General features: G+C 71.0%; 22 protein-coding genes. 4 read left to right on the top strand and 18 right to left on the bottom strand.

All coding sequences use genetic code 11. From position 1 onward, the window contains the following. Window positions 1–179: 179 nt before the first annotated feature. A complete protein-coding gene (locus EAO75_RS05895; RefSeq protein WP_147993907.1) occupies window positions 180–1,130 on the bottom strand; it encodes a 2-hydroxyacid dehydrogenase in 951 nt (316 codons plus the stop codon). A gap of 75 nt (window positions 1,131–1,205) precedes the next feature. Between EAO75_RS05895 and EAO75_RS05890 the strand changes: the two genes are divergently transcribed. Further along, entirely contained in the window at window positions 1,206–2,204 is a 999-nt protein-coding gene (locus tag EAO75_RS05890) for an aldo/keto reductase (RefSeq protein ID WP_147993906.1), read from the top strand. A gap of 129 nt (window positions 2,205–2,333) precedes the next feature. Further along, the gene (locus EAO75_RS05885) at window positions 2,334–3,494 is read left to right on the top strand and encodes a PQQ-dependent sugar dehydrogenase (protein WP_261989155.1); all 1,161 of its coding nucleotides are present in this window, start codon (window positions 2,334–2,336) and stop codon (window positions 3,492–3,494) included. 6 nt (window positions 3,495–3,500) lie between these two features. Here the strand turns inward: EAO75_RS05885 and EAO75_RS05880 are convergent, their stop codons facing one another. From EAO75_RS05880 to EAO75_RS05850, 7 genes are all read right to left on the bottom strand, one after another. Continuing rightward, the gene (locus EAO75_RS05880) at window positions 3,501–3,719 is read right to left on the bottom strand and encodes a DUF6191 domain-containing protein (RefSeq protein ID WP_147993904.1); all 219 of its coding nucleotides are present in this window, start codon (window positions 3,717–3,719) and stop codon (window positions 3,501–3,503) included. Between the two features lie 39 nt (window positions 3,720–3,758). Further along, window positions 3,759–6,854 (bottom strand): helix-turn-helix transcriptional regulator, encoded by a 3,096-nt coding sequence (locus tag EAO75_RS05875; protein WP_147993903.1) that lies wholly within the window; start codon window positions 6,852–6,854, stop codon window positions 3,759–3,761. A 128-nt stretch (window positions 6,855–6,982) separates the two neighbouring features. After that, complete coding sequence (locus EAO75_RS05870; RefSeq protein ID WP_147993902.1) at window positions 6,983–7,180, bottom strand: hypothetical protein; 198 nt, start codon at window positions 7,178–7,180, stop codon at window positions 6,983–6,985. Window positions 7,181–7,387: 207 nt separating this feature from the next. Next, the gene (locus EAO75_RS05865; RefSeq protein ID WP_147993901.1) at window positions 7,388–7,960 is read right to left on the bottom strand and encodes a hypothetical protein; all 573 of its coding nucleotides are present in this window, start codon (window positions 7,958–7,960) and stop codon (window positions 7,388–7,390) included. Between the two features lie 35 nt (window positions 7,961–7,995). Continuing rightward, complete coding sequence (locus EAO75_RS05860) at window positions 7,996–8,571, bottom strand: GNAT family N-acetyltransferase (RefSeq protein WP_147993900.1); 576 nt, start codon at window positions 8,569–8,571, stop codon at window positions 7,996–7,998. Continuing rightward, window positions 8,549–10,777 carry an MMPL family transporter gene (locus EAO75_RS05855; RefSeq protein ID WP_147993899.1) on the bottom strand — a complete coding sequence of 743 codons (2,229 nt, stop codon included), beginning with the start codon at window positions 10,775–10,777 and terminating at the stop codon, window positions 8,549–8,551. Before EAO75_RS05855 ends, EAO75_RS05860 begins: the two co-directional genes overlap by 23 nt. Before the next feature lie 213 nt (window positions 10,778–10,990). Continuing rightward, entirely contained in the window at window positions 10,991–11,377 is a 387-nt protein-coding gene (locus EAO75_RS05850; protein WP_147993898.1) for a hypothetical protein, read from the bottom strand. Between the two features lie 188 nt (window positions 11,378–11,565). Between EAO75_RS05850 and EAO75_RS05845 the strand changes: the two genes are divergently transcribed. Next, window positions 11,566–12,369 (top strand): SAM-dependent methyltransferase, encoded by an 804-nt coding sequence (locus EAO75_RS05845; RefSeq protein ID WP_147993897.1) that lies wholly within the window; start codon window positions 11,566–11,568, stop codon window positions 12,367–12,369. Window positions 12,370–12,432: 63 nt separating this feature from the next. Here EAO75_RS05845 and gatB read toward each other — a convergent pair whose 3' ends face one another. From gatB to EAO75_RS05815, 6 genes are all read right to left on the bottom strand, one after another. Beyond that, the gene (gatB, locus tag EAO75_RS05840; protein ID WP_147993896.1) at window positions 12,433–13,947 is read right to left on the bottom strand and encodes an Asp-tRNA(Asn)/Glu-tRNA(Gln) amidotransferase subunit GatB; all 1,515 of its coding nucleotides are present in this window, start codon (window positions 13,945–13,947) and stop codon (window positions 12,433–12,435) included. Between the two features lie 15 nt (window positions 13,948–13,962). Then, entirely contained in the window at window positions 13,963–14,202 is a 240-nt protein-coding gene (locus EAO75_RS05835) for a hypothetical protein (protein ID WP_147993895.1), read from the bottom strand. Then, complete coding sequence (gene gatA, locus EAO75_RS05830; RefSeq protein WP_147993894.1) at window positions 14,199–15,701, bottom strand: Asp-tRNA(Asn)/Glu-tRNA(Gln) amidotransferase subunit GatA; 1,503 nt, start codon at window positions 15,699–15,701, stop codon at window positions 14,199–14,201. Before gatA ends, EAO75_RS05835 begins: the two co-directional genes overlap by 4 nt. Window positions 15,702–15,706: 5 nt before the next feature. Beyond that, window positions 15,707–16,003: an Asp-tRNA(Asn)/Glu-tRNA(Gln) amidotransferase subunit GatC gene (gene gatC, locus EAO75_RS05825; RefSeq protein WP_007384860.1), complete on the bottom strand. Its 297-nt coding sequence runs from the start codon at window positions 16,001–16,003 to the stop codon at window positions 15,707–15,709. 104 nt (window positions 16,004–16,107) lie between these two features. Beyond that, a complete protein-coding gene (locus tag EAO75_RS05820) occupies window positions 16,108–16,602 on the bottom strand; it encodes a cupin domain-containing protein (protein ID WP_147993893.1) in 495 nt (164 codons plus the stop codon). 37 nt (window positions 16,603–16,639) lie between these two features. Beyond that, a complete protein-coding gene (locus tag EAO75_RS05815; protein WP_147993892.1) occupies window positions 16,640–17,011 on the bottom strand; it encodes a DUF4267 domain-containing protein in 372 nt (123 codons plus the stop codon). Between the two features lie 87 nt (window positions 17,012–17,098). On the opposite strand from EAO75_RS05815, the gene EAO75_RS05810 reads away from it, so the two are divergent. Then, the gene (locus EAO75_RS05810; RefSeq protein ID WP_147993891.1) at window positions 17,099–17,680 is read left to right on the top strand and encodes a TetR/AcrR family transcriptional regulator; all 582 of its coding nucleotides are present in this window, start codon (window positions 17,099–17,101) and stop codon (window positions 17,678–17,680) included. Window positions 17,681–17,839: 159 nt separating this feature from the next. Here the strand turns inward: EAO75_RS05810 and EAO75_RS05805 are convergent, their stop codons facing one another. From EAO75_RS05805 to EAO75_RS05790, 4 genes are all read right to left on the bottom strand, one after another. Continuing rightward, window positions 17,840–20,074, bottom strand: coding sequence for a putative bifunctional diguanylate cyclase/phosphodiesterase (locus EAO75_RS05805; protein WP_147993890.1), 2,235 nt, complete (start codon window positions 20,072–20,074; stop codon window positions 17,840–17,842). 272 nt (window positions 20,075–20,346) lie between these two features. Then, window positions 20,347–22,539 carry an NAD-dependent DNA ligase LigA gene (gene ligA / locus EAO75_RS05800; RefSeq protein ID WP_147993889.1) on the bottom strand — a complete coding sequence of 731 codons (2,193 nt, stop codon included), beginning with the start codon at window positions 22,537–22,539 and terminating at the stop codon, window positions 20,347–20,349. Between the two features lie 15 nt (window positions 22,540–22,554). After that, a complete protein-coding gene (locus EAO75_RS05795) occupies window positions 22,555–23,565 on the bottom strand; it encodes a methionine synthase (RefSeq protein WP_147993888.1) in 1,011 nt (336 codons plus the stop codon). A 61-nt stretch (window positions 23,566–23,626) separates the two neighbouring features. Then, window positions 23,627–24,325 carry an SDR family oxidoreductase gene (locus tag EAO75_RS05790; RefSeq protein WP_147993887.1) on the bottom strand — a complete coding sequence of 233 codons (699 nt, stop codon included), beginning with the start codon at window positions 24,323–24,325 and terminating at the stop codon, window positions 23,627–23,629. Window positions 24,326–24,335: the final 10 nt, after the last annotated feature.

Raw genomic sequence — 24,335 nt, 5'->3', positions numbered from 1 at the left:
CTGTCGGGACGATACACCAGTCTCGTCACTCAGGGACATAGCACCTCTACGCTCCGTGACGACCAGCGCATATGCGAGTACGGACCGCTTCCGTGGGGTTGCGGACGGTACTCGAACCGGATTATGGGCCTGTTACGCACGACACGCGCGGCACCCGCGCGATAGTCAACCCGTGAGCGTCACGCGTGCGTCGTGCCCGTCGTAAGGATCACGTTGCGCAACGGCTCCCGGTTCACATAACGACTCAACTGGTCCACCAGCAACCGCTTGGCGCGCGGCAGGAACGCCGACGTGGGACCGCCCACATGAGGGCTGATCAGGACGCCCGGGGCCTGCCACAGCGGGTGGTCCTGAGGCAGCGGCTCGGGGTCGGTGACGTCCAGGGCGGCGGTGACGCGCCCGCTCTCCAGCGCGGCCAGCAGCGCCTTGGTGTCCACGACGCCCCCACGGGCGACGTTGACCAGCAGCGCGCCGTCCTTCATCCGGGCCAGGAAGTCCGCGTCGACCAGGTGCCGGGTGGCGTCCGTCAAGGGCGTGGACAGGATGACGACGTCGGCTTCCGGAAGCAGAGCGGGCAGTTCGGTGAGCGGATGCACAACGCCGCGCGCCGTGGTGCGCTCAGAGCGCGCGACGCGCGCCACCCGCGCGAGCTCAAAGGGTGCGAGCCGGTCCTCGATGGCGGCCCCGATCGAGCCGTATCCCACGATGAGGACGTTCTTGTCCGCCAATGCGGGACGGAACCCGCCGAGCCACTCCCCCCGCTCCTGCGCCCGCACGAAGTCGGGAACGCCGCGCAGCGAGGCGAGGATCAGCGTGAGCGTGAGCTCGGCGGTGCTCGCCTCGTGCACCCCGCGTGCGTTGCACAGCCGTACGCCGGGCCGCAGATGCCTGAGGCCGGGCTCGACGTGGTCGGTGCCGGCGGACAGCGTCTGTACGACCTCCACGTTGGTCATCTGCGGCAGCGGACGCCGTCCCAGCGCGGGCGGCTTCATGTACGGGACGACGTAGAAGGCGCACTCGGCCGGGTCGGCGGGGAAGTCCTCGGCGCCGTTCCAGAAGCGGTAGTGGGGGCCTTCGGGGAGGCCCTCGATCTCCTGCGGCGGGATGGGGAGCCAGACGTCAGCAGTCATGGTCAGGAGGCTATGTCAGGGAACTGGAGTGCAGAGGTTAGGTTGGGGTGCCGGAAGAGGGAGGGTTACGGCCAGGTGGAGCGCAGGACGATCGGCGCGGCGGCACTCGCGGTGGGAGCCGTCGGGCTCGGGTGCATGCCGATGAGCTGGGCGTACAGCTCGTCGCGGCAGCGGGGCGAGGAGTCGGTCAGGGCGGTGCACCGGGCGCTCGATCTGGGCTCGACGCTGCTGGACACGGCCGACATGTACGGCCCGTTCACCAACGAGCTGCTGGTGGGGCGGGTGTTGAAGGAGCGCCGCCAGGACGCGTTCGTGTCGACCAAGGTCGGCCTGCTGGTCGGCGAACAGCACATCGTGGCCAACGGCCGCCCCGGCTATGTGAAGCGGGCCTGCGACGCCTCTCTGCGCCGCCTTCAGACGGACGTGATCGACCTCTACCAACTGCACCGCGCCGACCCCGAAGTGCCCGTCGAGGAGACGTGGGGCGCGATGGCGGACCTCGTCCGGGCGGGAAAGGTACGGGCGTTGGGGCTGTGCGCGGTGGGCGCGCGAGGCGGCCGCCGCCTCGGAACGCGCCTGCACGACGCAACGATCCGGCAGTTGCAGCGGGTGCAGCAGGTCTTCCCGGTGAGCGCGGTGCAGGCCGAGCTGTCGGTGTGGTCGCCGGAGGCACTGGAGGCGCTGCTGCCGTGGTGCGAGGCCCGCGGCGTCGGCTTCCTGGCGGCGATGCCGCTGGGCAACGGCTTCCTCACCGGCACGCTCACCCCGGGCCAGGGCTTCGAACCGGACGACGTGCGCGCCCGGCATCCCCGCTTCACCGCGGAGATGATGGCGGCGAACCAGCCGATCGTGGCCGGCCTGCGCCGCGTCGCGGCCCGCCACGGGGAGCAGGTCACGTCGGCGCAGGTGGCGCTGGCGTGGGTGCTGGCCCAGGGACGGCACGTCGTCGCGATACCGGGGACCAAGCAGGAACGCTGGGTGACGGAGAACGCGGGGGCCGGGGCGCTGCGGCTGACCCCGCAGGACCTGGCCGAGGTGGCGGAGCTGCCGGGGGCGCGAGGATCCTGGGACTGACGCCGCGAGGGTTCTGCGGCCCTGGAGGGAAACGACCCGGGGGCCGTCGCTGATCCAGGGTTCATGGATCGGGAACCTCTGAGGCGCGAGCGGTGTAAGAACAGTAGAACCCGCCGCATCGAAGGGACCGTGATCGTGCAACGTCGAGTTGTGTCGGCCGTACTGGCCACGGCTGCACTCCTGCTGACGGCCGGCTGTTCCTCCGACGACGGGGACTCGCCGGCCAAGGGCGGAGACAGGGCACCGAGCAGGACCTCGGCCTCGCCCACCGGGCAGGCGGCCGAGACCCCACCGGCGCAGGGCTCGGTCAAGGTGGTGCGCACGGTCGCCGAGGGCCTGAAGACCCCCTGGGGCCTCGCCCCGCTCCCGGACGGCGACCTGCTCGTCTCCTCCCGCGACGACGCCACGGTCACCCGCGTCGACGGCGAGACGGGCAAGAAGACCGAGCTGGGCGAGGTGGCAGGGGTGTCCCCGGCGGGCGAGGGCGGCCTGATGGGCCTGGCGCTGTCCCCGGACTACGCCGCGGACCACATGGTCTACGCGTACTTCACCTCGGCCTCGGACAACCGCATCGTCCGCATGCTGTACGACGAGCAGCGGCCTGCCGGCGACCAGCTGGGCGCGCCCGACACGATCTTCAAGGGCATCCCCAAGGGCTACATCCACAACGGCGGCCGGATCGCCTTCGGCCCGGACAAGATGCTGTACGCGGGCACCGGGGAGAGCGGTGACACGGGCCTGTCCCAGGACAAGGAGTCCCTGGGCGGCAAGATCCTCCGTCTGACACCGGAGGGCGAGCCGGCGCCGGGCAACCCGTTCCCCGACTCCCCTGTGTACTCGTACGGCCACCGCAATGTGCAGGGCCTGGCCTGGGACTCCGAACAGCGCCTGTTCGCCTCCGAGTTCGGCCAGGACACCTGGGACGAGCTGAACGCGATCAAGCCGGGTGACAACTACGGCTGGCCGGAGGCCGAGGGCAAGTCGGACGACACCGCGTTCCACAACCCCCTCGCCCAGTGGGGCACCGACGACGCCTCCCCGAGCGGCATCGCCCACGCCGAGGGCTCCCTCTGGATGGCGGGCCTGAAGGGCCAGCGGCTGTGGCGCATCCCCCTGAACGGCACGGAGGCCTCGGCGGACCCGCAGGCCTTCCTGGAGGGCGAGTACGGCCGGCTGCGGACGGTCGTCCCGGCGGGCGGGGACAAGCTGTGGCTGATGACGAGCAACACGGACGGGCGGGGTGACCCCAAGGACGGGGACGACCGGATCCTGGAGCTGCAGGTGACCTGAGCGGGCCTACTGCTTACCGCCGTCCTCGTCGGCCTCGGTGTCCTCGTCGGTCTTCTCGCCGGACGGCTCGGGCGGGCGCACGATGACCTTCCCGGACGCGAGATCTATCGGTCCGTGCCCGGGGTCGTTGTCGCCGACGTCCTCGCGGGTCAGTTCCAGACGGTTCTGTTCGTCCCGGGTGTGCTTGCGGCCGGGGGCGAAGAGTTCCTCGAACGCGTTGAACACGAAGCCCTCCCTGCGCCGACGTCCCTTACAGCGTAAACCTCAGCGGCTCGTCCCTGTTGTGAGTGTTTCGGCCGGAAACAGCCGCAGCCGATGCGCCACCGCCGCCGCCTCGCCCCTTCCCGAGACGCCGAGCTTGCCCAGGATGTTCGACACATGGACGCTGGCGGTCTTCGGGGAGATGAAGAGTTCCTCGGCGATCTGGCGGTTGGTGCGTCCGGCGGAGACCAGGCGCAGGACGTCCCGTTCGCGGGTGGTGAGGCCGAGGGAGTCGGCGGGGTCGTCCGCGGGCAGGGGCGGGGTCACGGCGAGGGTGAGGCGGGCTCGCTGGGCCAGGTGGGTCGAGGCGTCGACGAGTGGGCGGGCGCCCAGGTGGGCGGCGGTGGCCCGGGTCAGGCGGAGCAGTTCGGTGGCGCGGGCGCGCTCGTCGTCGCCGCCGATCGCGAGGAGGGCCTCGGCCAGGCGGTGGCGGACGCGGGCGAGGTCGTAGGGGCGCTCCAGGGGCTCGATCGCGGTGACCACCTCCGACCAGGCGTCGGCGCTGGCCCGGCCGTCGGCACGGTCGAGTTCGGCGCGGGTCCACTTCTCGTACGCCAGCCACAGGGGCGCGCCCGTGGTGAGTTTGCGGACGGCCTCGAAGAGCCGTGCGAGGAAGGCGGTGCGGCCCTCCTGGGCGGTGGGCAGTGCGTGGGTGCGGACGTCGGACTCGGCGACGGCGGCGGCCAGCAGCAGCGGCCAGGCGTAGCGCTGTGTGCCGGGCGGGAAGCCGGCGCTCAGGGCCCGTTCGGCTTCCGCTCGGGCGTCGAGGAAGCGGCCCTCGGCGGCGGCTATGCCCAGGGTGAGGAAGGACATCGGCAGGTTGTTCTGTGGCATGGGGTCGTGCGTGCCGTAGGAGGCGCGGGCGGCGGCGAGATGGCGGGCGGCCTCGGCGATGTCGCCGCGGGCGAGCGCGAGGTGGGCGAGGCGGTTGGAGCCGCCGCCGCGCGGCTTGGCGGACTGACCCGTGCGCTGGGCGTTCCTCGCGGCCTCGGCGGCCTCGTCCCAGCGGCCCAGGGAGAGCAGTGACTCGGCGAGGTTCGACCACATCCACGCCTCGGAGTCACGCAGGCCCCACTCCTGGGTGAGGCGCAGCCCCTCGCGCAGGATGCGGACGGCGTCCTGCGAGCGGCCGACGCCTTCCAGCACGGACGGCAGGTTCACATGGCTGCGGCCCACCACGGTGGTGAGGCCACGGGCCAGTACCTCGTCCTTGACCTCGTACATCTGGGCCAGGCCGGTCTCGATGTCGCCGGCGTCGACCATGAGGACGCCGAGGGTGAGGCGCGCGTTGAGTTCGATGTCCTCGGCGCCCACCATGCGGGCGTACTCCACGGCCCGTTCGGCGGCCGACATGGCGTCGGGGCCGGGGGCGCGGAGCATCGACCAGTTGGCCGCGGTGGCCAGCACCTCGGCGTGCACCTCGGACGGCGGCAGGCCGCGCACGAGTTCCTGGGCGGTGCCCAGCTCCTTCCAGCCGTCGCCGCGGGCCAGGGCCTGGACCAGCCGGGAGCGCTGGACCCAGAACCATGCGGCGCGCTGGGGGTCCCCCCGGCTCGAACGTAGTTGAGAGCTTGGGGGAGGATCGCCCTCTTCCTCCAGCAGGTGCAGGGCGCGCTTGGTGATCTTCAGGGCGCGTTCGCGCTCTCCGCAGCGCCGTCCGGCGACGGCGGCTTCGGCCATGAGGTCGAGGTAGCGCAGGGGTGTGGTGGCGGGGTCGCAGCCGCAGGGAGGGTAGACCTCGGTGTAGTCGACGGGGCGCAGTGTGGCGCGGGTGTCCTCGGGGGCGGAGTCCCAGAGCTCCATCGCGCGTTCCAGCAGCCGCAGTTGTTCGGAGTGGGCGTGCCGGCGGCGGGCGGTGACGGAGGCGTCCAGGACGGCGGGCAGGGCCTTGGCCGGGTCGTGGGCGTGGTACCAGTAGCTGGCCAGCCGCATGACGCGTTCGCCGGCCGGGACGAGCGTCGGGTCGGCCTCCAGGGCTTCGGCGTAGCGGCGGTTGAGGCGGGAGCGCTCACCGGGGAGCAGATCGTCGCCGACGGCCTCGCGGACCAGGGAGTGCCGGAAGCGGTAGCCGTCGTCGCCGGGCGCCGCGATGAGGATGTTGGCGCCCACGGCGGCTCGCAGCGCCTCGATGAGGTCGTCCTCGGCGAGCTGGGCGACGGCGGCGAGCAGCCGGTACTCGACGGTGGAGCCGCCCTCGGCGACGATCCGGGCGACCCGCTGGGCGCTCTCGGGCAGGCTCTCGACGCGGACCAGAAGCAGGTCGCGCAGGGTGTCGGTGAGGCCGGTGCAGCTGCCGTCGTGGGAGGCGACGGCGAGTTCCTCGACGAAGAAGGCGTTGCCGTCGGAGCGTTCGAAGATCTCGTCGACCTGGGCCGGGTCGGGTTCGCAGGCGAGGATGCCGGCGATCTGGCGGCCGACCTCGGCGCGGTTGAAGCGGCCGAGTTCGATGCGGCGGACCGTGCGCAGCCGGTCGAGTTCGGCGAGGAGCGGGCGCAGGGGGTGGCGGCGGTGGATGTCGTCGGAGCGGTAGGTGGCGAGGACGATCAGGCGGCCGGTGCGCAGGGTGCGCAAGAGGTAGGCGAGGAGGTGGCGGGTGGAGGCGTCGGCCCAGTGCAGGTCCTCCAGGGCCACGACGACGGTGCGGCCGGCGGCGACGCGCTCCAGGAGGCGGGCGGTGAGTTCGAAGAGGCGGGCGATGCCCTCCTCGTCGGAGCGGTCCGACCCTCGGGAAGGGGCGCTCTCCCCCAACTCGGGGAGCAGTCTGGCCAGTTCCTCTTCCTGGCCGGCGGCCGCGGCGGTCAGTTCGTCGGGCAGTTCGCGGCGCAGGGCGCGCAGCGCCGTGGAGAACGGGGCGAACGGCAGGCCGTCGGCGCCGATCTCGACGCAGCCGCCGAGCACGACGACGGCGCCCTCGCGGGCGGCGGCCGTCGCGAACTCCTCGACGAGGCGGGTCTTGCCGACTCCTGCCTCACCGCCGATCACCCATGCCTGCGGCTCGCCCGCGGCGGCACGGGCGAGCGCGTCGTTCAGCGTCTCCAACTCGGTTGCGCGACCGACGAACACGGGGCTGACTGACCGGTTTTCCACGGGGCCGAGCATCGCACGCGCCGCCGACAGGAGGGCACCGGTTTTTGCCGGGCCCGGCGTCGGTGTTGCTGCGATTGCCCGGCCCGGCGTCGGGAAGTGCGGCCCGGTGTCGACCGATGGCCGCGGACGGCCGCCCGCCCTCACGCGGCGCGCGGAGGCCGGTGCCTGCGGAGGCGGAGCGTATGCGACTCCGTCTCCGCGGAACCGTGCGCGGAGCGTTCCGCGGCCTCGCGGCGGGCCGCGCGGCGGCCACGTACGGCCTCGCGGACCAGGCGCTGGTGCTCGGCCCTGCGGATCAGTTCGGCGGAACGGATGTGGTGGAGTTCGTACCCGTACATGGATGGACCCTCGTTTTCGCTGGTGAGAGGTGGTTTCTGGCGTCGCTTTCCGCGATGTCTCAACCTTCCTCTCCCAGGCGGGTCCGCCACATCGGGAGAGTTCCGCATCTTCGCCGGCCGGTGGGGCCTTAGACGCGCGTGAGGGGCCTCAGGGCGCCGTCTAAGGTGCTTACGGCGGCTCTGAGACCCCTCGGGACCTGCGGTGACTCAGCCTGCTGAGGGCAGGCCGAGCAGTGCGTCGGTGTACTTGAGGACGGCCAGCAGGAGGCCGATGACGCCGAGTGCGACGCCGCCCCAGGCGACCGACTTGATCCACACGGCCTGCGGCTTGCCGGGCGCCCCGAACGCGGGACGGGCGAGCACGACGACGCCGACGATCAGCGCGGCCAGCGCGAACACGCCGGCCCACAGCGCGGAGGTCTGCCAGGCGTCGCCGTAGACCTCCTTGATCTGCTGGGAGACGCTCGCGTTCGAAGCGGTCTCCAGCTGGCCGACGAGGGTCTCGCGGGCGGCGGCGACCGTACCGATCCAGCCGCCGGTCAGGGACACGAGGCCGAGCGCCGCGGAGACGACCGCGCCCGCGCCCTGGCCGACGCCGGAGGGCGCCTCTTCCGTGGCCTCGGCGGCCACCTCCTCGTCCAGCTCGTCGGTCTCCGTCGCCTCGTCGGCGTCGGTGGAGTCAGTGGCGTCGGCCGTCTTGGTGACGTCCACCTTCTCCTCGTCGGTCTTCGCGTCGGTGCCCGTCTCGGCTCCGGTCTCGTCCACTGTCTTCGTTCCCATGTCTCGCACCGTACGGACGCTCTCTGAGAAGTGTCTTAATGATCGTTGTGTGCGGCACGCGCGCGTGCTTCACGCCACTCCGGGGCGAGGATCGACCACACCTCCAGGTCGTGCCGCACCCCACGATAGGGGTGAGCCTGGCGGCGTACGCCGTCGCGGGTCATTCCGAGCCGCCGGGCGACGTTCAGGCTGGGGGTGTTGCCGGAGGCTGCGACCCATTCGACGCGGTGGATGCCGCGTTCCTCGACCGCCCAGTCGATGAGCACCCGCATGGCCCGGGTGATGAGCCCGCGTCCGGTCGCGGCGGGCTCCAGCCAGCACCCGACCTCGCAGTTGCCGGTCGCCGCGTCGAAGTTCAGGGTGAGAACCCCTCCGACGAGTTTTCCGTCCAGCCAGATGCCGTGGTACGACGCCGTGTCCGCGGCGCGCATGTCCGCGTACCGCTGGAGTGTCTCCCGTGCCGACGCCACGTCGGTGGCGTTCGAGCCGAACGGGATGTACTCCCCGATGAACTCCCGGCCCCGCTCCAGGTTCGCGAGGAACTCCTCTGCGTGCCAGGGCTCCAGGGGCCTCAGCTCGGATCCGTCGTCACCCAGCGATATCGCGTACATCGCCCCGCTGCTCCTTCTCCAGTTCCGCCACGACGTCGGTGAGCCTCTCATGGGCGGCGCGGGACTCGGGCGGCTCGATGCTGATGCGGGGCATGCGCCGCTCCAGCCAGCGCGGCAGCCACCAGTTGGCGCCGCCGAGCATGTGCATCAGGGCGGGGACGAGGAGGGTGCGCAGGATGAAGGCGTCCAGGGCGACGGCGGCGGCGAGGGCTATGCCGAACATGGCGATCACGCGGTCGCCGCTGAGGACGAAGGCGAGGAAGACCGAGATCATGATGACCGCGGCGGAGTTGATCACCCGGCTGGTCTCGGCGAGGCCGATCCGGACGGCCCGCCGGTTGTCACCGGTCTCCAGCCACTCCTCGTACATCCGGCTGACCAGGAAGACCTGGTAGTCCATGGAGAGGCCGAACAGCACCGACACCATGATCACGGGGAGGAATGGCTCGATCGGCCCGGCGCGGCCCAGTCCGAGGAGCTCGCTCCCCCAGCCCCACTGGAAGATCGCGACGACGACACCGAAGGCGGCGGCGACGGCGGCCACGTTCATCACGGCGGCCTTCAGCGGGATGCCGACGGACCGGAAGGCGAGCAGGAGCAGCAGACAGCCCAGTCCGACGACGACGCCGACGAAGAGCGGCAGCTTGCCGACGATCACGTCGGCGAAGTCGTCGTAGCCGGCCGTCATGCCGCCGACGTTCACATCGAGCGAGGTGCCGGTCTGGGCGCGGGGCAGGATCTCGTCGCGCAGCCGGTCGACGAGGTCGCTGGTCTGCCGCGACTGCGGGGAGGACTCCGGTACGACGGTGAGGTACGCGGTGTCGCCGCCGGAGTTGTAGGTCACCGGCGTCACCGAAGCGACGCCCTCGGTGCCCCGGAGAGTGGCGTCGAGGTTGTCGAGGGCGAGCTTGTCGTCGCCGCCGTCGACCTTGGTGACGAGGGTGAGCGGGCCGTTCACGCCGGGGCCGAAGCCTTCGGCGAGGAGGTCGTAGGCCTGGCGGGTGGTGGAGGTCTGCGGGTCGTTTCCCTGGTCGGAGGTGCCCAGGCGCAGGCCCAGGGTGGGCAGTGCGAGGACCGTGATGACGGCCAGGGCGATCGCGCCGAGCGCCTTGGGGTGGCGCTCCACGAACGCCGACCAGCGGGCGGCGAACCCGGTGGGCAGCTCGGGCTCGGGGCCGTGCTCGGTCAGCCGGCGCCGCTCGCGGCGGCTGAGGGCGCGCAGGCCGATGAACGAGAGCAGGGCGGGCAGCAGGGTCACGGAGGCCGCGACGGTGAGGACCACGGTCAGCGAGGCGGCTATCGCGACGCCGTTGAGGAAGCTCAGCTGCAGGATCAGCATGCCGAGCAGGGCGATGCACACGGTCGCGCCCGCGAAGACCACCGCCCGTCCGGTGGTCGACACGGCGTTCGTGATCGACTCGGCGACGGGCAGGCCGCGTTTCAGTCCACGCCGGTGGCGGGTGACGATGAACAGGGCGTAGTCGATGCCGACGCCGAGCCCGATGAGCATCCCGAGCATGGGCGCGAAGTCGGCCACGGTCATGGCGTGCCCGAGGAGCGCTATTGCGGCGTACGCGGTGCCGACGCTGACCAGCGCGGTGGCGATGGGCAGCAGCGAGGCGGCGAGCGAGCCGAAGGCGAGGAACAGCACGACCGCGGCGACGGCCACGCCGACGACCTCGGCGAGATGGCCGCCCGAGGACTCGGTGAGGGCGACGGCGCTGCCGCCCAGCTCCACCTGGAGCCCGTCGGCCTCGGCGTCCTCGGCCGCGCTCACGACGGCCTGCGCCTCGCCCTGGTCGAGGTTCTCGGCGCTGTCGTCGAAGGTGACGGTGGCGTACGCCGTGTGCCCGTCCTCGCTGATCTGGGCGGTGCCCTGCTTGTCGTACGGGCTGGTGACGGCCGCGATGCCGGGCAGTTCCGCGATCTCGTCGAGGGTACGCGTCATGGTCTGTTCGACGTCGGCGGCGCGGACGGTGCCGGACGGGGTGTGCCAGACGACGGTGTCGCTGTCGCCTCCGAGGCCGGGGAAGCCGTCCTCCAGGAGCTGCGTGGCGCGGCCGGACTCGGTGCCGGGCACCTGGTAGTCGTTCGAGTACGCGGTGCCCGTCACGACGGCGCCCGCGGTCACCCCGCCGAAGGCGAGCAGCCAGAGCAGTACGGCGACGAGGCGACGTTGGACACACCAGCGTGCAAGAGCTGCCACGAACGTGCTCCCGGGGGACGATTTGTGGATCTTTGACCGGGATCAGTCGTTCAGGAAAGTGAACAGCCCGCAAAGAACGCATGAGCGATGTGAAGCAAACTCTCGCAGGAGGGCGAGATCGTTTGCCGCGTTCGTGGGTTTATTCACAGGAATGGGAGGCAGATCACAGGACAGTAACGGTCACTCTGTCATTGCCGAGTGGCGCCTGTCACATCAGTCGAACTGGTCCCCCAGCGCCATCACCATCACTCCGGCCACCAGCAGCCACAGCGCCCGCCGGGTGCGCCCCCGGGAGCCGAGGAACGCGGCGAGCGCGCAGACCGCGGCGCCGAAGGCGTAGGCGGCCGGGACGAGAGCCGGGGCCGATCCGCTGAGACGCAGCGCCGAGGCGGCCAGTCCCGCCAGGGCGAGCAGCGCCCCGGTCACGGCAGCCGTCCAGCGGGCCCGCCGCGCCACCTGCGCCGGGTCGTCGGCGTCGTGGGCGTCGTCGATGTCGTCCGGGTCCTGGATGTCCTCCAGGTCCTCGGCGTGCTCGTGCTCGGGCCTGTCGGTCCGGTCCTCCCCCGTCTCGGATATCTCGGAATCACCGCGTCCACTCATGGCGGGCGAGCGTAGCGCGTCGCGCTGCGAAAGCGGGTGCGGGGCCGCGCGGCCGGCTGCTAGCTTCCGAAGGTCGACCATCTCGCGGCACACCGCCGCCGACCTGGGCAGGTGCATTGTTTGAGCGTCCGACCGAGCTCCTTTCGTATCCCTTTCCGCTTCCCCGGACTCAAGGAGCCCGTTCACCGATGCCAAACGTCACCCGGAGGACCTCGGACGAGGACCTCGCCAAGCGGCTGACCCACCCCGGCCACCCGCGCAGCAACAGCTACGACCCCCGCTGGGTCGTCGAGAACCAGATGGGCCCGAACGCACTCTGGCTGCTGGAGTGGCTGGCCCCCGCCCTCGGCCTGGACGCCCTGCGCCCGTGCGCACGCGTCCTCGACCTGGGCTGTGGCCGGGCGATGACCTCCGTGTTCCTGGCCAGGGAGTACGACGCCCAGGTCACCGCCGCCGACCTGTGGATCGAACCCGACGACAACGCGCGGCGCGTCGCCGAGGCCGGTTTCGCCGACCGTGTGCTGCCGGTGCGTGTGGAGGCGCACGACCTGCCGTTCGCCGAGGGCGGCTTCGACGCGATCGTGAGCATCGACGCCTACCAGTACTTCGGGACGAACGACCTGTATCTGCCCACGCTCACCCGCCTGTTGAAGCCGGGCGGGCGGATCGGCGTCGTCGTACCGGCGCTGCGGGAGGAGCCGGACGGCATCGAGCCGCCGGAGCATCTGAAGCCCTACTGGGAGCCCGACTACTGGTGCTTCCACTCGGCCGACTGGTGGCGGCGGCAGTGGACCCGCAGCGGCGCCGTCGAGGTCGAGGCCGCCGACTGGCAGCCGGACGGCTGGCGGGACTGGCTGCTGTGGTGCGACGTGATCGCCGAGGAGAGCCCGGAGGAGTTCCATCGCACGATGGCCCGCCAGGTCGGTGACATGCTGCGGCTGGACGAGGGGCGTGCTCTGGGTTTCGTACGACTCGTGGGACGCCGGGTCTGAGAACGCGCCGAGGGGGATGCGTCACGGTCGACGCATCCCCCTCGGGGTTCACCACTGCGTGCCTCAGCCCTCGCTGACGCCCAGCTGCTCCAGGATCAGCTCCTTGACGCGCGCCGCGTCGGCCTGACCCCGGGTCGCCTTCATGACCGCGCCGACCAGGGCGCCGACCGCGGCCACCTTGCCGCCGCGGATCTTGTCGGCGATGGCCGGGTTGCCGGCGATGGCCTCCTCGACCGCGGTGGTCAGGGCGCCCTCGTCGGAGACGACCTTCAGACCGCGCCGGTCGACGACCTCGTCCGGCGTGCCCTCGCCCGCGAGGACGCCCTCGATGACCTGGCGGGCCAGCTTGTCGTTCAGGTCGCCCTTCGAGACCAGCTCGGCGACGCGGGCGACCTCGACCGGCGTGATCGACAGCTCGTCCAGCGACGTGCCCGACTCGTTCGCGCTGCGCGCCAGTTCGCCCATCCACCACTTGCGGGCGGACGCGGCGTCGGCACCGGCGTCGATGGTGGCGACGATCAGGTCCAGCGCACCGGCGTTGAGGATCGCCTGCATCTCGACGGCGGAGATGCCCCACTCGGCGAGCAGCCGGTTACGGCGGGCCAGCGGCATCTCCGGCAGGCCGGCGCGGATCTCCTCGACCCACTCGCGAGACGGTGCCACCGGCACGAGGTCCGGCTCGGGGAAGTACCGGTAGTCCTCGGCCTCCTCCTTCACGCGGCCCGAGGTCGTGGACCCCGTGTCCTCGTGGAAGTGCCGGGTCTCCTGGATGATCGTGCCGCCGCTGCCGAGGACGGCCGCGTGCCGCTGGATCTCGAAGCGGGCCGCACGCTCCACGGAACGCAGCGAGTTCACGTTCTTCGTCTCGGAGCGGGTGCCGAACTTCTCGGTGCCGTTCGGGCGCAGCGACAGGTTCACGTCGCAGCGCATCTGGCCCATCTCCATGCGGGCTTCCGAGACACCGAGCGCCTTGATGAGCTCGCGCAGCTCACGGACGTACGCCTTCGCCACCTCGGGGGCGCGCTCGCCCGCACCCTCGATCGGCTTGGTGACGATCTCGATGAGCGGGATGCCGGCGCGGTTGTAGTCCAGCAGCGAGTGCGAGGCGCCGTGGATACGGCCCGTCGCGCCGCCGACGTGCGTCGACTTGCCGGTGTCCTCCTCCATGTGGGCGCGCTCGATCTCCACACGGAAGGTCTCGCCGTCCTCCAGCTGGACGTCGAGGTAGCCGTTGAAGGCGATCGGCTCGTCGTACTGGGAGGTCTGGAAGTTCTTCGGCATGTCCGGATAGAAGTAGTTCTTCCGGGCGAAGCGGCACCACTCGGCGATCTCGCAGTGCAGCGCGAGACCGATCTTGATCGCCGACTCGACGCCGGTCGCGTTGACGACCGGGAGCGCGCCGGGCAGGCCGAGGCAGGTGGGGCAGGTCTGCGTGTTGGCGTCCTGACCGAGTTCGGTCGAACAGCCGCAGAACATCTTGGTCTTGGTGCCGAGTTCGACATGGACCTCAAGGCCCATGACGGGGTCGTACGACGCCAGCGCGTCCTCGTACGACACCAGGTCGGTCGTGGTGGTCACGGTGAAACTTCCCTCTCAGCCCAGCAGGACGTCGTCGTCGCCCAGCCGCTTCAGCTCGCGGTAGAGGATGGCGAGGCCGGTGGCGATGGCGGCGGCGGACACGGCGGCGTCGATCAGGCGCAGCGTGTCACTCTCCACGCGGGCCTTCTTCGCCTGCTTGGCGACACTGACCGCACCGAACGCGGTGGTGGCCATGGACAGGTACAGACCGGACTTGGACTTCTTGAAGTCCTTCGCCTTGGACAGCTTGCTCACAGCGACGGTGCCTCCTCGAGGAGCGGGTGCCCCCACTTTTCCACGAAGGCGGCCTCGACGGCGGCGCCGACCTTGTAAAGACGGTCGTCCTTCAGCGCCGGCGCGATGATCTGCAGCCCGACCGGGAGGTTGTCCTCCGGGGCCAGACCGCAGGGCAGCGACATGGCCGCGTTGCCCGCGAGGTTGGTGGGGATGGTGCACAGGTCGGCGAGGTACATCGCCATCGGGTCGTCGGCACGCTCGCCGATCGCGAAGGCGGTGGTCGGTGTCGTCGGGGAGACGATCACGTCGACCTGCTCGAAGGCCTTCTCGAAGTCCCGGGTGATGAGCGTGCGGACCTTCTGCGCGGAGCCGTAGTACGCGTCGTAGTACCCGCTCGACAGGGCGTACGTGCCGAGCATGATGCGGCGCTTCACCTCGGGGCCGAAGCCCGCCTCACGGGTGAGGGAGGTGACCTCCTCGGCGGAGTGCGTGCCGTCGTCGCCGGTCCGCCGGCCATAGCGCAGGCCGTCGAAGCGGGCGAGGTTGGAGGAGCACTCCGAGGGCGCGATCAGGTAGTACGCCGACAGGGCGAGGTCGAAGGACGGGCAGTCCAGCTCGACGATCTCGGCGCCCAGTTCCTTCAGCATCTCGACGGACTCGTCGAAGCGCTGGATGACACCGGCCTGGTAGCCCTCGCCGCGGAACTGCTTGACGACGCCGACGCGCATGCCCTGGACGCTGCCGTTGCGGGCGGCCTCGACGACCGGCGGGACCGGGGCGTCGATGGAGGTGGAGTCGAGCGGGTCGTGCCCGGCGATGACCTCGTGCAGCAGGGCCGCGTCCAGGACCGTACGGGCACAGGGGCCGCCCTGGTCGAGGGAGGACGAGAAGGCGACCATGCCGAACCGCGAGACCGCGCCGTACGTCGGCTTCACGCCCACCGTGCCGGTGACGGAGGCCGGCTGGCGGATGGAACCGCCGGTGTCGGTGCCGATGGCGAGGGGGGCCTGGAAGGAGGCGAGGGCGGCGGAGGAGCCACCGCCGGAGCCGCCGGGGATCTTGGTGAGGTCCCAGGGGTTGCCGGTGGGCCCGTACGCGCTGTTCTCGGTGCTCGACCCCATGGCGAACTCGTCCATGTTGGTCTTGCCGAGGATGACGACGTCGGCGGCCTTGAGACGCTTGGTGAGGGTGGCGTCGTACGGCGGGATCCAGCCTTCGAGGATCTTCGAACCGACGGTCGTCGGAATGCCCTCGGTGGTGAAGATGTCCTTCAGCGCGAGCGGGACACCGGCCAGCGGGCCGAGCTTCTCGCCCTTGGCGCGCTTGTCGTCCACGGCACGGGCCGCCGCGAGGGCGCCCTCGCGGTCGACGTGCAGGAAGGCGTGCACCTTCTCGTCGACGGCCTCGATGCGGGCCAGGTGTGCCTCGGCGACCTGCACGGCCGTGAGCTCGCCGGAGGCGATCTTCTCGGCGGTCTCGGCGGCCGTCAGCTTGATGATGTTGACGTTGTCCGTCATGGCGGTTAGTCCTCCCCCAGGATCTGCGGCACCTTGAAACGCTGCTGCTCCTGGGCCGGGGCGCCGGAGAGCGCCTGCTCGGGGGTGAGCGACGGACGGACCTCGTCCGCCCGCATGACATTCGTCAGCGGGAGCGGGTGCGAGGTCGGCGGTACGTCTTGGTCGGCGACCTCGCTGACGCGTGCGACCGCGCCGATGATGTCGTCCAGCTGTCCCGCGAAGTGCTCGAGCTCTTCGGGCTTCAGCTCCAGACGCGCCAGCCGTGCGAGGTGGGCGACCTCCTCGCGCGTGATGCCAGGCATGCAGCGATCCTCTGGGGTGAGTGTGTGTGTTTGAGGCCAATCCTATGGGGCGGGGGCCTGTGGCCGTGAAACGGTTTCCCCGCCCCGCGCCGGTGGGTGCCTCGTCACCGGCTGCGCCCGTCCCAGGCCTCGCTCCTGAGGAAGTGGTTGTCGTACCGCTCCTGCACCTCCAACAGGCTCTCCACGGTGGCCTCGCCGAGGGCGATGCGCTGGAGGTGGCGGAAGTACTCGAAGCGCTCGACGCCCGGGGTGATGACGATCAGCAGGTCTGCGTCGGCGCCCGGAACGGCGGAGAAGGCATGCGGCTTGCCGGGCGGCACGACGACGAGGTCGCCGGGGCCGGCGGTGACGACGTCGTCGCCGGAGAGGATCTCGGCGGCGCCGTCGAGCAGGAAGAACATCTCGGCGGAGTTGTCGTGCCAGTGCGGCTTGGCGCCGTCGGCGCCGCCGGTGAGCGTGACCCGCTGGGTGGACAGCGCGCCGCCGGTCCGACTGCTGTCGGCCAGTAGCCGGACGGTGGTGGGCGCCCGGCCGACGACTTCGGCCTCGGCCTCGCGGACGATCACGGACTCGTCGAACTTCGGAACGAACAGCGACATTTCCCCAACCCCCGGTGCGATGACGTTGTGGACGTGCTCAGACGAGGAAGAGCAGGACGGCACTGATGAGCACGACGACCGCCGTGGCGAAGTGAATCCCGAAGGCCACGGCCTTCGTGCCGCCGTGCCGCAGCACTATCAGTGTGTCGAACATCGGCACGATCGCCACGGCGAGCATGAACCAGGCCTCGGCGCGGGCGCCGACGAAGAACAGCAGCGCCAGGCCGAGCAGGCCGAAGGTGCCGTCCCGCAGGCCCTTGATGGAGAGATAGGCGCCGGCGTCGCCCTCCGGCCGGGCCGGGACGCCGTAGCCGGTGGCGGCGGAGGCGGGCTGGAACAGGAACCGGTAGCCGAGGAACACGCAGAACAGGTTGAGCACGACGGCCAGGGTGTACGCGGTCACGGTCATGGCTTCACTCCTTGCTAGCAGTGCTAGGGACAGGAGCGAAGCTAGCAGAGCACCGACAGTTGCGCTAGCGGTGCTAGAATTCCAGGCATGTCGATCCAGACGCGCAAGCAGCGCGAACGAGCGGAACGCGAGCGGCTGATCGTCACGGCCGCGCGGGAACTCGCGGAGTCGGAGGGCTGGGACGCGGTGACGACCCGCCGCCTCGCGGCGGAGATCGAGTACAGCCAGCCCGTCCTCTACAGCCACTTCAAGGGCAAGGACGCGATCATGGCCGCGGTGGCGGTGCAGGGCTGCGCCGACCTGGCGGAGGAACTACGCACGGCCCGTACGGCAGCGAAGGGCACGCGCGAGGCGCTGGCGGCGGTGGGCGAGACGTACACGGCCTTCGGCCGGCGACGGCCGGCGCTCTACGACGCCATGTTCACGTACCGGGTGGACCTGCCGTTCGCCACGGCCGAGGCCCCGGAGCCACTGAAGCGGGCCTTCGGCGAGCTGGCAGCGGCGGTGGAGCCTGTCGCCAAGGAGGGCGAGGACCTGGGAGTGCTGACGGAGACGTATTGGGCAGGGCTCCATGGGCTGGTCACGCTGATGCGCAGCGGCCGGCTGCCGGAGAGAGCTCATGAGCAGAGGTTGGCGCTGCTGATCGGACACTTCGCGGCAGCGCCCTGAAGGGGCGCGGGGCCGTATCGATCTGCGGCTCCGCCGCGATGGGAGTCCCCCTGATCCGAGCGAAGTCGAGAAACTCGGGGGGAGCGACCGGCCACGACGACCGGCCACGACGAACCCGCACACGCCCTACGACACGGCGCGGCACTCACACATGGAGAACTACTCGGCGGCCGGCAGCGCCGCGCGCGGCCGTTGCCATCCTCGCGAACCGCGCGCCCGCAGCCATGCCGTCGTCTCCTCCGGCGGCATCGCGGCGGCCACCAGCCATCCCTGTACGGCGTCGCAGCCCAGGTCCCGCAGCCGCTCCCACGTCTCGTCGTCCTCGACGCCCTCGGCGACCACGAGCAGGCCCAGCGAATGCGCCAGGTCCACCGTGCAGCGCACGATCTCCGCGTCCTCGTTGTCCACCGCGAGCCGGGCCACGAACGAGCGGTCGATCTTCAGCTCGCTCACCGGCAGCCGTCGCAGATGCACGAGGGACGAGTAGCCCGTGCCGAAGTCGTCCAGGGACATCTTCACGCCGTGCCCGGTCAGCCCGGCCAGCGTGTCCGCGGCCCGCTGCGGGTCCTCCAGCAGGACGTGTTCCGTTATCTCCAGTTGGAGCGCTCCCGCCGGGACACCGTGCCGGGCGAGCCGCGCGGCGACCGAGCCCGCGAACCCGGGGGTGTGGACGTCACGCGGCGAGACGTTGACCGCCACGGGCACATACAGCCCCTGGGCCCGCCACCGGGCCACCTGCGCGAGCGCCGTCTCCAGCACGTACTCCGTCAGATGCGGCATCAGCCCCGACGACTCGGCGATCGCTATGAACTCGTCCGGCGCCACCCTCCCACGCTCCGGGTGCACCCACCGGACCAGGGCCTCCAGCCCGGCGACCTGACCGTCGAAGCGGACCTTGGGCTGGTAGTGCAGCTCGACCTCCTGCGCGTCGAGGGCGCGCCGCAGGTCTCCGAGCAGGCCCAGCCGGTCGGGGGTGTTCGAGTCGCGCTTCGACTCGTAGACCTCCACGCCCGTGCGGTCCCGCTTCGCCTGATACATCGCCACGTCCGCGCGCCGCAGCAACCCCTCGGCGTCGAGGGCGTGGTCCGGGAAGACGGCGACTCCGGCGCTGGCCTCCAGGACCAGGGTGAGGCCGTCGAGGTCGAGCGGGGAGCTCAGGGCCGTGACCAGAGCGCGGGCGACCCGCGTCGCGGACGTCGTGGAGTCGGCGACCGGCAGTAATACGGCGAACTCGTCACCGCCGAGCCGCGCGGCCTCCGCTCCGCGCGGCAGCGCCAGGCGCAGCCGGTCCGCTATCTGCAACAGCAGCCGGTCACCGGCCAGATGACCGAGCGTGTCATTGACCGACCGGAAGCGGTCGAGGTCGATCAGCATCAGGGCGGCCCGGGCGCCGATGCGCTCGGCGTCGTCGAGCGCGGTCCAGATGCGCTCCAACAGCCACTGCCGGTTGGGCAGCCCGGTCAGCGGATCGCGCAACTGCTCCTCCGCCCGGGCCCGCGCTATCCAGAGGGTGGAGTCGAGGGCGACGAGCGGGATGGCGAACAGCGGCAGCAGCAGGGGCTTGGCGATGGCGACGACGCACACCAGGGGCGCGATGCCGAGCAGCGCGACCGCGACGAGGCCCTGTCTGACCAGGGCGGTGCGCTCGACGGTGGGCAGGCCGCCGCGCGGGGACTGCAGGTACCACAACAGGACCCGGGTGACCGCGAGATACGCGGCGGCGACGAGCACCACTCCGGGGGCGGTGTAGAGCGTCCAGCTGTCCGGGTTCCAGGGGTTCTCGACGGTCGGCACCCGGCCGAAGGCGGCCAGCACCAGTGCTCCGGCGGCGATGCCGAGGATGTCCACCGCGCCGTGCAGCACGCCCTGGCGCCAGCGGTTACGGCGGGCCACGCCGACGAGGACGACGACGGTGAGGCTGACCATGCCGGCGGGCACCCAGCCGTAGAGCATCAGCACCGCGAGGGTGAGGGCGGCGCCGGAGCCGGTGCCGCCCCACCAGCGCGCGCGGCCGAGGGCGACGAGATGGCCGACGATGACGCCGGTCAGCACGGCCAGCGCCCAGCCGACCGTGCCGGACGGGAAGAGGGCGTGGTGGTCGGTGAACGCCCGGTAGAACCCGGCGCCGAGGACGAACCCGGCGGCCGCGACGACCGCCGCGGGCAGCGCGGGCCACGACAGGTGGCGGTCGTGCTCGGCGTGCGGCAGCCCCGCGGTGTGGTCGACGCCGAGCTGCACGGCGCTGCGGCCGTCCGCCACGGTGGGCGGCCCGGCGGCACTCCCCGCGCCTCTTTCCGCGCGCGAACGCTCCGCGGTCCGCGTCGCCCACCCTCGCCATGCGTCGGCCATCCGACGCAGCCGTGAGTGCGGGGCGGCGCTCTCGGTCGGTTTCATTCCCGTCCCTCTCACAGCCGGCGGTGCCCACGCCACGCGGCCCGATGCCCGACAACGACCCTCAACGGCACCGCGTTGGAAAGCCCTTCCCCTCACCCTCCAAAGCCCTTCCAGAGCAAGGGGATGCCCCAACCGCAGCTGGGCACGGCAGGCGCACATCTCAACAGTAGGCCGCATAAGGCTTCCACGGGCAGCGGTCGTCGACGGTTGCCCGAATGCGCCCCAGCCACCCGTATGCATCTGATATGCGCCGATCGGGTGGCCTTCAACCGCTACTCCTCTGCGGGTAGGGCAACTTCGGCCGCCTCGTCGGGTCCCTGCTCCAGCAGGACATTGAAGCCGTCCTCGTTCAGAACAGGGACCTTGACCTGCATGGCCTTGTCGTACTTGGACCCGGGGTTGTCGCCCACCACAACAAAAGATGTCTTTTTCGAAACGGAACCGGTTACCTTCGCTCCGCGGCTCTGGAGCGCGTCCTTCGCCCCGTCGCGCGTGAAGTGCTCCAGTGTGCCGGTGACAACGACCGTGAGCCCCTCCAGCGGGCGCGGCCCCTCGTCCTCACCGGAGCTCTCCTCCTCCATGCGGACGCCGGCCGCCTTCCACTTGCGAAGGATCTCCTGGTGCCACTCCTCGGCGAACCACTCCTTGAGCGAGGCGGCGATGATCGACCCGACGCCGGCGGTGTTCGCCAGCTCCTCCTCGCTCGCCTGCTCGATGCGGTCGACGGAGCGGAACTCACGCGCCAGCGCCTCGGCGGCGACCGGGCCGACGTGACGGATCGACAGGCCGGTGAGGATGCGGGCCAGCGGGCGCTCCTTGGCGGCGGCGATGAACTCCAGCATCGAAACCGCGTTCTTCTTGAGCTCGCCCTGCTGGTTGGCGAAGACCGTGGCGATCTTCTCCTCGCCGGTCTTCGGGTCGCGCTTGGGCAGGCCGCTGTCCTGGTCGAGGACGTACGCCTTGATGGGCAGCAACTGCTCGACGGTCAGGTCGAACAGGTCGCCCTCGTCCACCAGCGGCGGATCGGCAGGCTCCAGCGGCTTGGTCAGCGCGGCGGCGGCGACATAGCCGAAGTGCTCGACGTCCAGCGCCTTGCGGCCCGCGAGGTAGAACAGCCGCTCACGCAACTGGGCAGGGCAGGAGCGGGCGTTCGGGCAGCGCAGGTCGACGTCGCCCTCCTTCATCGGCCTGAGCGCCGTACCGCACTCCGGGCACTCGGACGGCATCACGAACTCGCGCTCGCTGCCGTCGCGCAGGTCGACGACCGGTCCGAGGATCTCCGGGATGACCTCACCGGCCTTGCGCAGCACCACCGTGTCGCCGATGAGGACGCCCTTGGCCTTGACCACGTCCTGGTTGTGCAGGGTGGCGAACTCGACCTCGGAGCCCGCGACCGTGACCGGCTCGACCTGGGCGTACGGCGTGACCCGTCCGGTGCGGCCGACGCCCACGCGGATGTTGACGAGCTTGGTGTTGACCTCTTCCGGCGCGTACTTGTACGCGATGGCCCAGCGCGGTGCGCGCGAGGTGGAGCCGAGGCGGCCCTGGAGCGGGATCTCGTCGAGCTTGACGACCACTCCGTCGATCTCGTGCTGCACGGAGTGGCGGTTCTCGCCGTAGTACGCGATGAACTCACGGACGCCGTCGAGGTCGTCGACGACTCTGTTGTGCGTGGAGGTGGGCAGGCCCCAGGACTTGAGCAGGTCGTACGCCCCGGAGAGCCGGGTCAGGCCCTCGAAGCCCTCCAGGGCGCCGATGCCGTGGACGACCATGTGCAGCGGAAGGGTCGCGGTGACCTTCGGGTCCTTCTGCCGCAGCGAACCCGAGGCGGAATTGCGCGGGTTGGCGTACGGCTTCTCGCCCGCCGCCACCCGGCGTGCGTTGAGCTCTTCGAAGGCCTCCATCGGGAAGTAGACCTCGCCGCGGATCTCGACGAGCTCCGGAACGTGGTCGCCCGTCAGACGGTGCGGAATCTCCGCGATCGTCATGACATTGGGCGTGATGTCCTCACCGATCCGGCCCGTGCCGCGGGTGGCCGCGCGCGTCAGCCTGCCGTTCTCGTACGTCAGGTTCACCGCGAGGCCGTCGACCTTGAGCTCGCACAGGAAGTGGTACCCGGGGGTGCCGACGTCCTTGTGCACGCGCTCGGCCCAGGCGGCGAGCCCGGCGTCGTCGAAGACATTGTCGAGGGAGAGCATGCGCTCTCGGTGCTCGACCTCGGCCAGGTCTGTCTGGAACTCGACGGACACCTTCTGCGTCGGCGAGTCCGGCGTGCGCAGCTCCGGATACTCGTCCTCCAGCGCTTCGAGGGTGCGCAGCAGCTCGTCGAACTCCGCGTCGCTGACGACGGGAGCGTCCTTCACGTAGTACCGGAAGCGGTGCTCCTCGATCTGCTCAGCGATCTTCGCGTGCTTCTCCCGTGCCTCGACGGGCACCGTCGTCTCCGCTTGATTGTCGCCGGCCACCGTGTTGTCCTCCCGTTACTCTGGGTTGTCCGCGAGGGATCTCGCCGCCCGGGCGCAGTGGGCGAGAGCCTGGCGTGCGTACTCGGGGGAAGCCCCCGCGAGTCCGCACGACGGCGTGACCGTGACGGCCTCCGCGAGAAGCCCCGGTGACAGCCCCAGCCTGCGCCACAACGTCCTGACACCCATGACGCTACCGGCAGGGTCTGACAATGGGCCGTCCGTGCCGGGGACGACACCTGCGAAGAGCCGGGTCCCCCCTTCCACCGCCTCGCCGATCGCGTCGTCGTCACGCTCGGTGAGGAGCGAGAAGTCGAAGGAGATCGCCGCCGCCCCCGCCCGGCGCAGCAGGGCGAACGGGACGTCCGGTGCGCACGAGTGGACCACGACGGGTCCGTCGCCGTGAACCCCGACGACGTCGCGGAGCGCGGCTTCGACGATCTGCCGGTCCACGGCGCGGTGGGTCCGGTACCCGCTGGCGGACCTCACCTGTCCGAGCAGGACGGCTACGAGGGAGGGCTCGTCGAGTTGCAGCACCACCTGGGCGCCGGGGAAGCGGCGGCGGACCTCCGCGAGGTGCTGGCGCAGCCCCTCGGCGAGCGAGGCGGCGAGGTCGCGGCAGGCGCCGGCGTCGGAGAGGGCGGCCTCGCCGTTCCTCAGCTCAAGGGCGGCGGCCAGGGTCCAGGGCCCCACGGCCTGGACCTTCAGCGGCCCCTCGTATCCCTGGGTGAACTCCTCCAGTGCGTCGAGGTCCTCCCCCAGCCACGACCGGGCCCGCCTGGTGTCCCGCCCCGGCCGGTCGCCGAGCCGCCACCCGCTGGGCTCCACGCGCGCGTACAGCTCGACGAGCATCCCGGCGGTGCGGCCGATCATGTCCGCGCCGGGTCCGCGAGCGGGCAGCTCGGCGAGGAACGGAAAGTCCTCGAAGGACCCGGTGACGGTCCTGGCGGCCTCGCGGGCGTCGCCGCCGGGCATCGAGCCGACGCCGGTGGCTGCGCCGAAGCTGAACTGGGTGGTGTTGTCGCTCACCCCCGAAGCGTACGTAACCCTCCGGGGGGACCGTGCCCGGCCCGGCGCCGTAGAAGTGCCGTCAGTTTCCCGGGCGTACCGTCAGGTCGTTGACCTCCGCGTCCCTCGGGAGGTCCAGGGCCATCAGGATCGTCGTGGCGACCGACTCGGGGTCGATCCACTTCGACTCGTCGTACGCCTTGCCCTCCTGCTGGTGGACCTTCGCCTGCATGGGACTGGCGGTGCGGCCGGGGTAGACGGACGTGACCCTGACGCCGTTGTCGTGCTCCTCGTTGCGCAGGGAGTCGGCCAGCGCCTTCAGGCCGTGCTTGGACGCGGCGTACGCGGACCACTCGGCGCTCGCGCGCAGACCCGCGCCCGAGTTCACGAAGATCACATGGCCGCGGGCGACGCGCAGCTGCGGCAGGAAGTGGCGGGTGAGTTCGGCCGGGGAGATCAGGTTGACGTTGAGCTGGTGACGCCAGGCCTTCGGTGTCAGGTCACCCACCGGGCCCAGGTCGACGACGCCGGCGATGTGGAGCAGGGAGTCCACCCGGTCCGGCAGCGACTGGTGGGAGAAGGCCCAGGACAGCTTGTCCGGGTCCGCCAGGTCGCCGACCAGGGTGCGCGCGCCGGGGAACTGCGCCGCCAGCTCCTTCGCGCGGGCCGCGTCGCGCGCGTGGAGCACGAGATCGTCCCCGCGCGCGTGCAGGCGGCGGGCGACGGCCGCGCCGATGCCGGAGCCGGCTCCGGTGATCAGATGTGTAGCCATGCCCGCCATGCTCGCATCA

Source organism: Streptomyces sp. UW30 (genome assembly GCF_008042075.1).
Classification (GTDB): Bacteria; Actinomycetota; Actinomycetes; order Streptomycetales; family Streptomycetaceae; genus Streptomyces.
The sequence above is the reverse complement of the archived record's forward strand: the minus strand, read 5'-3'. Positions and strand labels throughout refer to the sequence as shown.

What these genes read in the sequence shown, in the direction of transcription:
- EAO75_RS05895 (WP_147993907.1), bottom strand. Translation starts at nt 1,130, where the DNA reads ATGACTGCTGACGTCTGGCTCCCCATCCCGCCGCAGGAGATCGAGGGC.
- EAO75_RS05875 (WP_147993903.1), bottom strand. Translation starts at nt 6,854, where the DNA reads ATGCTCGGCCCCGTGGAAAACCGGTCAGTCAGCCCCGTGTTCGTCGGT.
- EAO75_RS05870 (WP_147993902.1), bottom strand. Translation starts at nt 7,180, where the DNA reads ATGTACGGGTACGAACTCCACCACATCCGTTCCGCCGAACTGATCCGC.
- EAO75_RS05865 (WP_147993901.1), bottom strand. Translation starts at nt 7,960, where the DNA reads ATGGGAACGAAGACAGTGGACGAGACCGGAGCCGAGACGGGCACCGAC.
- EAO75_RS05860 (WP_147993900.1), bottom strand. Translation starts at nt 8,571, where the DNA reads ATGTACGCGATATCGCTGGGTGACGACGGATCCGAGCTGAGGCCCCTG.
- EAO75_RS05850 (WP_147993898.1), bottom strand. Translation starts at nt 11,377, where the DNA reads ATGAGTGGACGCGGTGATTCCGAGATATCCGAGACGGGGGAGGACCGG.
- EAO75_RS05845 (WP_147993897.1), top strand. Translation starts at nt 11,566, where the DNA reads ATGCCAAACGTCACCCGGAGGACCTCGGACGAGGACCTCGCCAAGCGG.
- gatA (WP_147993894.1), bottom strand. Translation starts at nt 15,701, where the DNA reads ATGACGGACAACGTCAACATCATCAAGCTGACGGCCGCCGAGACCGCC.
- gatC (WP_007384860.1), bottom strand. Translation starts at nt 16,003, where the DNA reads ATGCCTGGCATCACGCGCGAGGAGGTCGCCCACCTCGCACGGCTGGCG.
- EAO75_RS05820 (WP_147993893.1), bottom strand. Translation starts at nt 16,602, where the DNA reads ATGTCGCTGTTCGTTCCGAAGTTCGACGAGTCCGTGATCGTCCGCGAG.
- EAO75_RS05815 (WP_147993892.1), bottom strand. Translation starts at nt 17,011, where the DNA reads ATGACCGTGACCGCGTACACCCTGGCCGTCGTGCTCAACCTGTTCTGC.
- EAO75_RS05810 (WP_147993891.1), top strand. Translation starts at nt 17,099, where the DNA reads ATGTCGATCCAGACGCGCAAGCAGCGCGAACGAGCGGAACGCGAGCGG.
- EAO75_RS05805 (WP_147993890.1), bottom strand. Translation starts at nt 20,074, where the DNA reads ATGAAACCGACCGAGAGCGCCGCCCCGCACTCACGGCTGCGTCGGATG.
- EAO75_RS05790 (WP_147993887.1), bottom strand. Translation starts at nt 24,325, where the DNA reads ATGGCGGGCATGGCTACACATCTGATCACCGGAGCCGGCTCCGGCATC.